The organism is Thioalkalivibrio sp. (genome assembly GCF_041690275.1).
Taxonomy (GTDB): Bacteria; Pseudomonadota; Gammaproteobacteria; order Ectothiorhodospirales; family Ectothiorhodospiraceae; genus Thioalkalivibrio.
On sequence record NZ_JAWLHP010000051.1, the window covers coordinates 14,740 to 22,442 of the forward strand.

The following is a 7,703-nucleotide window of genomic DNA, read 5'->3' on the forward strand; positions in this document are numbered from 1 at the left end:
CAGTAGGGTGGGCCAAGCCCAGCGGGCCCACCTTCCGTCCGGGGCTCCAGTAGCGCGGGCCAAGCACACCGGGCCCACCATCGGCTCAGTCCCAGCGCTGGGGCACCCGCTCGATCTCGCCGGTGTCGTAGCCCTGCTCGGCGAGAAAGGCCAGGATACGCTGGTAATCGGACTCGGGGATCGAGGGCTCGCGGGCCATGATCCACACGTAGTCGCGCTTGCTGCGCCCGATCACGGTCTGGGTGTAGTCGTCGTCCAGGTAGATGACCAGGAATTCCGCCTTGATCGGCCAGATGAACTGCATGCCCCATTCGGCGTTGTCCTCGCTGCGCACGAAGCCGCGCGGCGTGTAACGCTTCTCGGGGCCGTCGAAGCCGCCCTTGCGGAAGGTGAAGGTGACCGCCACCGTCCCGTCCGGGTTCAGGCTGTAGCTCTCCAGCGCGTTGTGCGCATCGCGCTCGAGGAAGGTCGGGATGTTCGCGATCACGTACCAGTCACCCATGTAGCGATCCAGATCGACGTAGTCGACGGTCGGCATCGGCGAATGGCTGGCGCAGCCTGTGGCGGCCATCGCGACCACGGAGGCCAGGGCGAGATGGCGCAGACGTCTTCGGTTCATCGCGGGGTCCTGTCGCTGGGAGGGATGACTCCTGCGACCCCGGCGGCGCGGCAAGATTCCCGCAAACCCACGCTCCACGCCGGAACTGACCGACCTGCCGAGGGTCGATGGAAAGTAACAGGGACAGGGAACATCATGCAGACACTCATCTCCTGGGCGGAACGGGGCCGGGTTCCCGACGTCCTGATCCGCTTTGGCATCCGGCGGCTGCTCCGGCGCCGCCTGAGCGACAGGGGCCGGGACGTGGAACGGGACATGGAGCGGCGGGAGGCCCTGCTGGAGGCCATGCGCGGCGCTCCGGTCGCGCTTTCCACCGATGTCGCGAACGAGCAGCACTACGAGGTGCCCGCCGGCTACTTCGAGCAGTGCCTCGGCCGGCACCTGAAGTACTCCTGCTGCGTCTGGGACGCGGAGACACCGGACCTGGATGCGGCCGAGGGGCGGATGCTGGCGCTGACCTGCGAGCGCGCGGGGCTGGCCGACGGCCAGCGCGTGCTGGAACTCGGCTGTGGCTGGGGATCGCTGTCGCTGTGGATGGCGGAACACTATCCCGGCAGCGAGATCGTCTCCGTATCGAACTCCCGGTCGCAGCGCGCCTTCATCGAGGCCCGCCGGGACGAGCGCGGTCTGAAGAACCTCCGGGTGATCACCGCGGACATGAACACCTTCGAGCCCGAGGGGTCCGGTTTCGACCGCATCGTGTCGATCGAGATGTTCGAACACATGCGCAACTGGGAGGAGCTGCTGCGCCGCTCCGCCCGCTGGCTGCTGCCCGGCGGCCGCCTGTTCATGCATGTCTTCGCGCACCGCGAGCACGCCTACTTCTTCCAGAGCGAGGGCGCCGACAACTGGATGGGGCGCCACTTCTTCCGCGACGGGCTGATGCCGGCCGATGATCTGGCCCGCCACTTCCAGCGCGACCTTCGGGTAATCCGCCAGTGGCGGGTCAGCGGCCGTCACTACGAGCGTACCTGCAACGAGTGGCTGCGGCGCCAGGATGCGGCGCGGGACACGATCCTGCCGCTGTTCGAGGCCACCTACGGTCGCGACGCGCGGCTCTGGTTCCAGCGGTGGCGGATGTTCTACATGGCCTGCGCGGAGCTGTTCGGATTCCGCAGCGGTAACGAGTGGCTGGTCTCGCACATCCTGTTCGAACGCCCGGCGACGTGATCGCAAACGAGGGAGCTGACGCCATGGCTGTGTACATTCTCGGTCTGCTCGCGGCGCTCGCGCTGATGAGCCTCGTCTGGATCTGGAGCGTGCCGTTTCGCGACGCGAGCCTCGTGGACCGGTTCTGGGGACTCGGCTTCATCGTCGTGGCGCTGGTCTGGTGGCTGCTCTCCGGGATGCCGGCGACCGGCTGGGTGATGCTGATCCCGGTGATCCTGTGGGGCCTGCGCCTGTCGGGGCACATCACCTGGCGGAACTGGGGCCACGGAGAGGACGCGCGCTACACGGAGATGCGCGAGGACCGCTCCGAGTACGCCTTTGCGGTGCGCAGCCTGTTCACCATCTTCTGGCTGCAGGGCGCGTTGGTCGCGGTGATCGGGTTGCCGATGTTTGCCGGCGTCCGAGGCGGCGAGCCGGTCTGGGCACTGGTCTGGCTGGGCTGGGCGCTGTGGCTGTTCGGTTTCCTGTACGAGAGCGTCGCTGACTGGCAGCTCGCCCGCTTCAAGGCGGATCCGGAAAACCGCGGCCGGGTGATGGACCGCGGCCTGTGGCGGTTCAGCCGCCACCCGAACTATTTCGGCGAGATCGTGCTGTGGCTCGGCTTCGGCCTGATCGGCCTCGCCTTCGGGGGCTGGTGGGCGCTGCCCAGCGTGGCACTGATGATCTTCCTGATCCTGCGGGTCTCTGGCGTCGCCCTGCTCGACCGCCGGATGACCGAGGGCCGCCCTGGCTATCGCGAGTACGCGGAGCGCACCAACGCCCTGATCCCGGGACCCCCGAAGACTCCGGCCGGGTAGACACGCAACCCGCACCGGCAGCGAGAAGATCGCGCAATCTCCGGCATCCGATCCGTCCGGAGGGCTTGCCCGGGGCCCGCGCCCGGTGCAAGCTCGCAGCTGCGTGCCCATGCCTTCCCGGCCGTGAAACGATACAATGCCCCGATGACAGCCTTCTGCAGATCGCCGGACATGGTCTTTCGGGTGGATCATGTCTTCTGATGCCCTGAGCGCCAACAGCGAGCGCCTGCGCGCGATCGAGCTCAAGGGGCGCATGATGCTGGTCTCCGTCCTGCGCCTGAACACGGCCGACGCGGCGGATCTCGATGCCGCGCTCGAGGCGCGCATGGCCGAGGCCCCTGACCTGATGCGCGACATGCCGCTGGTGATGGACCTCGAGGCCCTGGGTCCGCTCCCGATGCCGGAGCTGCTGGTGACCGTCGAGCGTGTGCGCCGGCACGGATTCAAGGTGATCGGCATCCAGCAGGGCGAGGTCGCAACCGCGCAGGTCGGCGAGGCCACCGGATTGCCGTTGCTGGTCCTTGGCGCCAAGTCGGGGGAGCCCCCCGCGCGCAGGAGTGCGCCCGAACCGGCTGCGCCCGAACCGCGCGCCGCGCCGGCCCCGGCTCCGGCCGTCCACACACCGACCCGGGTGGTCACGCAGCCGGTGCGGTCGGGCCAGCAGATCTACGCCCGCGGCGGTGACCTGATCGTGATGGGGGCGGTTTCGGCGGGCGCGGAGGTCCTGGCCGACGGTCACATCCACGTGTATGGCACCATGCGCGGCCGGGTCCTCGCCGGTGTGCGGGGGTTGGCCACCGCGCACATCTACTGCCGGCGTCTGGATGCCGAACTGATCTCGATCGGTGGGCATTACCGGATCGCGGAGGACATCCTCGACAGCGAGCGCGGCGAGAACCGGCTGGTCACGCTGGCTGGAGAAACCATCAGGATCAGCGAAATCTAGGCAGTCGAAAGGCGCCATATTCAAGGAGATGCAGGCTCTATGGCACGCATTGTAGTAATTACATCGGGCAAGGGTGGCGTGGGCAAGACCACCACAGCGGCGGCCCTGGCCACCGGACTCGCGATGCAGGGCCGCAAGACCGCGGTGGTCGACTTCGACGTGGGCCTGCGCAATCTCGACCTGATCATGGGCTGCGAGCGCCGCGTCGTGTACGACTTCGTGAACGTGATCAACGGCGACGCGAACCTCCGGCAGGCCCTGATCAAGGACAAGCGGACCGAGAACCTCTTCATCCTTCCCGCGTCGCAGACCCGGGACAAGGACGCGCTGACCACCGAAGGCGTCGGGCGCGTGCTCGACGAGATGTCGCGGGAGTTCGACTTCATCGTCTGCGACAGCCCCGCCGGCATCGAGTGGGGCGCGCTGATGGCCTCCTATTACGCGGACGAGGCCATCGTGGTGACCAATCCGGAGGTCTCCAGCGTCCGGGACTCCGACCGCATGCTCGGCATCCTCGCCAGCAAGACGAAGAAGGCGGAGCAGGGCGAGGGTGCCATCGAGGCGCGCCTGCTGCTGACCCGCTACTCGCCCGAGCGGGTGAACAAGGGCGAGATGCTCAGCATCGAGGACGTGCAGGACATCCTGTCCATCGACATGATCGGGGTGATCCCGGAGTCCCAGGCGGTGCTGAATGCCTCCAACTCCGGCGTTCCGGTCGTCCTCGACGAGGAGTCCGATGCGGGGCAGGCCTACATCGACGCGGTCGCGCGCTTCCTCGGTGAGGACCGCCCGCACCGCTTCACCACGCTCCAGAAGAAAGGCTTCTTCGGACGCCTGTTCGGGAGCTGAACGGCATGGGTATCTTCGACTACTTCCGCTCTCCGAAACCCAAGTCGGCGTCGCTGGCCAAGGAGAGACTGCAGATCATCGTTGCCCGGGAGCGCGCCCACCGCTCCGGCCCCGACTATCTGCCGGCGCTCCACCGCGAGATCCTCGCGGTGATCCGCAAATACGTGCAGGTGAACGAGGAGGCGGTGCAGATGAACCTCGAGCGCGAGGGCGACTGCGAGGTCCTCGAGCTGAACATCACGCTGCCCGAAAAGGAGTAGGGGCCGGATTGCCGGGAGCATTCGGCCACTGAAGCACACGGAAAGCAAGTAAAATCAAGGGCATTTAAATCCATCTTCGAGGGTTTTCCTGTTTACCCGTGGTGCGTCCTTCCATCCTCGAAGGCCGCGGGTAGCGCCAGGATCTTCAGCGGCGCAGGAAGCGCAGCCAGGCCCAGATATTCAGCAGGCTCATCAGCGACTGGGCCACGTAGGTATAGGCAGCGGCCTTCAGTATGCGTTCGGCGTGCGGGTAGTCCGTCTCATGCAGGTAGCCGCCCTCGCGCAGCATCGGCATCGCCCTCCCGAAGCTGGCGTCCAGCTCCGTCGGCAGCGTCACCAGGTGGACGATCGCGGCCAGTCCCATTGACAGCAGTCCGGCGAGCAGGAACATCGCGCCGGGCGCGGGGTGACGCGTGATGATGGTGATCACCGGGATCCCGAGCATCAGGAAGGCGCCCAGGCGCTGGCCGCTCGCCGCCCACCGCACCAGTTCCCCGCGCAGACGCAGCGGGGCATAACCCTCGGCGTGCTGCACCGCGTGCCCCACCTCGTGCGTCGCCACCGTTACCGCGGTCAGCGAGCGCCCGTGGTAATTGCCCTCCGAGAGACGCACCGCACGGGCCTCCGGGTCGTAGTGATCACCCTGCCCTTCGGCGACCTCAACGGACACGTCGTGCAGACCCCGGTGGTTGAGCAGATGGCGCGCGAGTTCGCTGCCGGTGCCATCGTAGCGATCGGACGGTTCGCTGTACTTCTCCATCGTCCTGCGGACCCACCAGCCGGGTCCGTAGGTGGCCAGGAGGATGAGTGGAATCAGAATGATCAGGAGCCTGCCCATGCCATCCAATCTATCCGATACCGGCAGCGGGCGCCGTTTCCCGCCCGTGCTTCGTGGGATGTCCGGTACCCTCGCCCTCGACCGGATCCCCGGGGTGGCTCGGGGTCGGGCGCGATCGCCGATGCTGGCCGAAGACGTCCCGGGCAGTCTCCGCACGGCCCACCGGATCAGGGCCGATCCGTGCGCACCCCTGCCGCGGGGCCGGATCCAAGCTGCAGCGGCGCCAGCCAGTCCGGGCCGAGCTGAGTCATCTGGCGCTCGACCCAGCGTGCCCGCTGGAGCACGTTTCCGGAGGGTCGGGAGGGCGAATAGACGCGCGGATTGGGCAGCACCGCCGCCAGCAGTGCGGCCTGTTCAGCGCTCAGGTGCCGGGCCGGGATGCCGAAGTGGTACTGCGCGGCGGCCTCGATGCCGAAGATGCCCGGGCCCCATTCGGCCACATTAAGGTAGACCTCGAGGATGCGTGCCTTCGGCCACAGCACTTCGACGGCGGTGGTGAGACCGGCCTCCAGCAGCTTGCGGGTCAGGCTTCTGCCGTGCCAGAGGAAGACGTTCTTCGCGGTCTGCTGGCTGACCGTGCTCGCGCCGCGCAGGCGTGCCCCTTGCAGGCGTGCGTTCACGGCCTCCTGGATGGACTCCCAGTCGAAGCCGCGGTGCCGGGGGAAGCGCTGATCCTCGGCCGCGACCACCGCCAGTGGCACATGGAGCGGCAGCGCGTGGATCGGTTGCCAGGTATGGCGCAGGGAGGGCGCGATCGGACCTGACGCCGGGCTCAGCATGTACATCGAATACGGCGGATCGACCCAGCGCAGCAGCAGGATCAGGAGCAGGAGGAGGGCCACCAGCACCCCCAGCGTCAGCACGACGACTCGCAGCACGCTGCGCGCAAGTGGCGCGCGCCTGCGGTGCCGCGGGCGGCGGGTGCGTCCCTTGGAGCGGAACCGCTTCATGCGGCCATTCTGCCAGAGGCCCATGGCCGCCTTCCGCCGCAATGTCCGCATCCGGGGTGAACTTCGCACGCGGCGACGGGCCGAAACGGCTGTGTGCCCATTGGCCACGGATGGAGGGAGAGATGTCGGAACCGGACGTGATCCAGGCGGCAAGCGTCGATCCCGATGAGGTCGCCCGCTACCAGCGGCTCGCGGAGACCTGGTGGGACGAGCACGGGCCCTTCTGGCCGCTGCATCTGCTGAACCGCGTCCGCACCGGCTGGATCGTGGAGCACCTCGCCCGGGAGCTGGGCCGCGATCCCGAGGCCTCCGAGCCGCTCGCGGCGCTCCGGATGCTGGACGTCGGCTGCGGCGGCGGCATCCTCTCGGAGAGCATGGCGCGCCACGGAGCGGAGGTCCTCGGGATCGACGTGACCCCGCGCAACCTGATCATTGCCGGGCAGCATGCCCAGGGGAGTGGCCTCGACGTGCGCTACCGGCATGTCGCGCTGGAGGACCTGGAAGAGGATGGATTCGACGTGGTCCTGAACATGGAAGTGATCGAGCACGTGCTCGATCCCGACAGCTTCCTGCAGCGCTGCATGGAGAAGGTCCGCCCGGGCGGCTTCCTGGTTCTGGCGACGCTGAACCGGACACTCGCCGCCTATGTGGCCGGCATCATCGGCGCCGAATACCTCTTCCGCCTGCTGCCGCGCGGCACGCACCAGTGGCGGCGCTTCGTGCGGCCCCGCGAGATGACCCGCCCGCTCGAGGCCGCCGGCTGGCGCGTCACCGCCCGTTCCGGGGTGGCCGTGAACCCCCTGCGGCGCAGGATGCGCCTGACCCGTTACGAAGGGGTCAACTACATGCTGATGGCGCGTGCGCCTGAAAGCCGTTGAACCTCGGACCCGAATCTGGAGGAACCCCATGGACCATCTTCCCTACCGTTTCACCACGCCCACCGGCGACGCGATCTCCTTCGAGTTCGAACTGCATCCCGAAACCGGCTCTGCAACCCGGGTCTACCAGTTGCTGGACCGCTTGCTGTATACCCTGAACCACGAGATCGCGGTCCTCGGCGAGACGCACAACGGCGATCTGTTGCAGGCCCTGGCAATGGCCATCGCGGTACGCACCGAGATGATTCCCGCCAACCCGGAGCTCAAGCGCAAACTCGCGCAGGACGTGGTCGAACAGGCCCTGCGCTCGCTTAAGGACGCCCATCACGAGGAGACCCCCTCCGGCCACGCCTGACGCCGCCATCGCGACCAGAGGTCGCTCCCACGCAGGGCAAG

Annotated in this window: 10 protein-coding genes; 7 read left to right on the forward strand and 3 right to left on the reverse strand. The window is 67.7% G+C overall.

Going from position 1 to position 7,703, the window contains the following annotated elements:
• Positions 1-85: 85 nt before the first annotated feature.
• Complete coding sequence (locus ACESMN_RS10430; protein WP_373053543.1) at positions 86-571, reverse strand: lipocalin family protein; 486 nt, start codon at positions 569-571, stop codon at positions 86-88.
• A 183-nt stretch (positions 572-754) separates the two neighbouring features.
• Here ACESMN_RS10430 and ACESMN_RS10435 point away from each other — a divergent pair, with 183 nt between their 5' ends.
• From ACESMN_RS10435 to minE, 5 genes are all read left to right on the forward strand, one after another.
• Complete coding sequence (locus ACESMN_RS10435; RefSeq protein ID WP_373053536.1) at positions 755-1,789, forward strand: SAM-dependent methyltransferase; 1,035 nt, start codon at positions 755-757, stop codon at positions 1,787-1,789.
• 23 nt (positions 1,790-1,812) lie between these two features.
• Positions 1,813-2,586 (forward strand): DUF1295 domain-containing protein, encoded by a 774-nt coding sequence (locus ACESMN_RS10440; RefSeq protein WP_373053537.1) that lies wholly within the window; start codon positions 1,813-1,815, stop codon positions 2,584-2,586.
• Between the two features lie 205 nt (positions 2,587-2,791).
• Positions 2,792-3,532, forward strand: a complete 741-nt coding sequence (minC, locus tag ACESMN_RS10445; RefSeq protein WP_373053544.1) for a septum site-determining protein MinC — start codon at positions 2,792-2,794, stop codon at positions 3,530-3,532.
• 39 nt (positions 3,533-3,571) lie between these two features.
• Complete coding sequence (minD, locus tag ACESMN_RS10450) at positions 3,572-4,381, forward strand: septum site-determining protein MinD (protein ID WP_373053538.1); 810 nt, start codon at positions 3,572-3,574, stop codon at positions 4,379-4,381.
• A 5-nt stretch (positions 4,382-4,386) separates the two neighbouring features.
• Positions 4,387-4,641 carry a cell division topological specificity factor MinE gene (gene minE, locus ACESMN_RS10455; RefSeq protein ID WP_373053539.1) on the forward strand — a complete coding sequence of 85 codons (255 nt, stop codon included), beginning with the start codon at positions 4,387-4,389 and terminating at the stop codon, positions 4,639-4,641.
• A gap of 145 nt (positions 4,642-4,786) precedes the next feature.
• On the opposite strand, the gene ACESMN_RS10460 is transcribed toward minE, so the two are convergent.
• Together ACESMN_RS10460 and mtgA are read right to left on the reverse strand one after the other, a co-directional pair.
• Entirely contained in the window at positions 4,787-5,479 is a 693-nt protein-coding gene (locus tag ACESMN_RS10460) for a zinc metallopeptidase (protein ID WP_373053540.1), read from the reverse strand.
• Between the two features lie 167 nt (positions 5,480-5,646).
• Positions 5,647-6,429 (reverse strand): monofunctional biosynthetic peptidoglycan transglycosylase, encoded by a 783-nt coding sequence (mtgA, locus tag ACESMN_RS10465; RefSeq protein WP_373053545.1) that lies wholly within the window; start codon positions 6,427-6,429, stop codon positions 5,647-5,649.
• Positions 6,430-6,551: 122 nt separating this feature from the next.
• On the opposite strand from mtgA, the gene ubiG reads away from it, so the two are divergent.
• Both ubiG and ACESMN_RS10475 read left to right on the forward strand, forming a co-directional pair.
• A complete protein-coding gene (gene ubiG / locus ACESMN_RS10470; protein WP_373053541.1) occupies positions 6,552-7,307 on the forward strand; it encodes a bifunctional 2-polyprenyl-6-hydroxyphenol methylase/3-demethylubiquinol 3-O-methyltransferase UbiG in 756 nt (251 codons plus the stop codon).
• 28 nt (positions 7,308-7,335) lie between these two features.
• On the forward strand, positions 7,336-7,662 hold the full coding sequence (locus ACESMN_RS10475; RefSeq protein ID WP_373053542.1) for a hypothetical protein: 327 nt from the start codon (positions 7,336-7,338) through the stop codon (positions 7,660-7,662).
• Positions 7,663-7,703 lie beyond the last annotated feature (41 nt).